This window comes from Dethiosulfovibrio peptidovorans, from assembly GCA_002748665.1.
GTDB classification, from domain to species: Bacteria; Synergistota; Synergistia; order Synergistales; family Dethiosulfovibrionaceae; genus Dethiosulfovibrio; species Dethiosulfovibrio peptidovorans_A.
In genome coordinates, this window is the sequence record PDTB01000045.1 from 1 (window position 1) to 1,276 (window position 1,276).

Annotated in this window: 1 protein-coding gene; it reads right to left on the minus strand. The window is 53.8% G+C overall.

Features of this window, described 5'->3' with window-relative positions:
- Window positions 1–10: 10 nt before the first annotated feature.
- Window positions 11–1,195 (minus strand): ISAs1 family transposase, encoded by a 1,185-nt coding sequence (locus CSA35_09855; protein PIE53716.1) that lies wholly within the window; start codon window positions 1,193–1,195, stop codon window positions 11–13.
- Between the last annotated feature and the right edge of the window lie 81 nt (window positions 1,196–1,276).

Consider the following 1,276-nt stretch of genomic DNA (forward strand, 5'->3'; position numbering starts at 1 on the left):
CAGGGCTAACTCATCTTGAGGACTTGGGGAAGATGATGTTTTCGAGGATGCTTTCATCGAGTGCGGCTCGGTAACGCTTTCCCCGAATGGTGTCCTTGATGATGGTGTCGTTTTTTAAAAGACTCAGGACCACCTTGCGTAGCATCGCCAGATTGGCTGCCGCGTAGCCTTTGCGGGCACGGCTCTGGTCCCCGTCAAAGGTGACGTCGAGTATCCAATGACACTGGTTTTCGATTGACCAGTGCTGCCGGATTAACTCTTGCAACCGTGCGGCATCAGGCTCAAGGCTCGTCAGGTAGTATCGTTTCTGGACGCTTTTTTTGTCTGTGCTGAGATTTTTCCGGTGGGCTTCGACGCATACCACGCTTTTGAGTCCCAGCCAGCTTTCGCGTTCGTTTTTGTCGATCCAATCGAGATGGTCGGTGGCCAGAACAACGCGTCTTTCCCGCCGTCCGTGCGCCTTGCCTTTGACATCGGCAGCGGTGAGGGTTTTGCCAAGGCTTTGGGTCTGCCTGATGTGTGCGGGACTGTTGAAGAAGGCCTCGAGCCGTTGATGGAAGTTGGGATGATTCGCTTTGAGCGCCAGGATATAGTCAGCCCGCTCAAGATAAAGACTGCGGGCGATGGCCTTCTGGCAGCCCATGGCGTCCAGGCTGACGGTATGACCTTCGAGATCGAGCTGTCTGATGAGTTCGGGCACGGCGGTAATTTCGTTGGACTTCCCGTCAACGGCGAGCTGGCCGAGGGTGAGTTGGTTCTCGCATGCCCATGCGCTAATGAGGTGCAGACTGGTCGTCGGGTCGGCGTTTTCAAAACTGTGGCGCAGCGTCTTGCCGTCAATGGCTATCAACTGCTCCTTGAGCCTGCCGCTGATGCCCAGCACAAAGGCGGCGAAGCATTCGCAGAACCTGTCGGGATCAATCCGGGTGAAGATACGGCGGAATGTGTCGTTACTGGGAACCCCTCCCGGCAACCTAAGGTGTTTGCGAAGCCACTTCTCCCTGGTTTTGGCGAAGCGTTCGAAATCATCGAACCCCTCGCTGCCACAGATCATGGCGGCCAGTGCAATGAAGATGATTTCACCAAAATAATGCCTCGGATATTTTCCACTGCGCGGATCTTCAAGTATTTCGAACTCTTCAAATCCATCCGGAAAACCTGCTGCATACTTGTCACGTCTTGTTTTGTTAGGCATCCAGCCACCATAGACCACTACATATAGAGTACAAGTCTAAAATGTCTCGAATATTACACTACCCAAGGTGAGTTAGCCCTG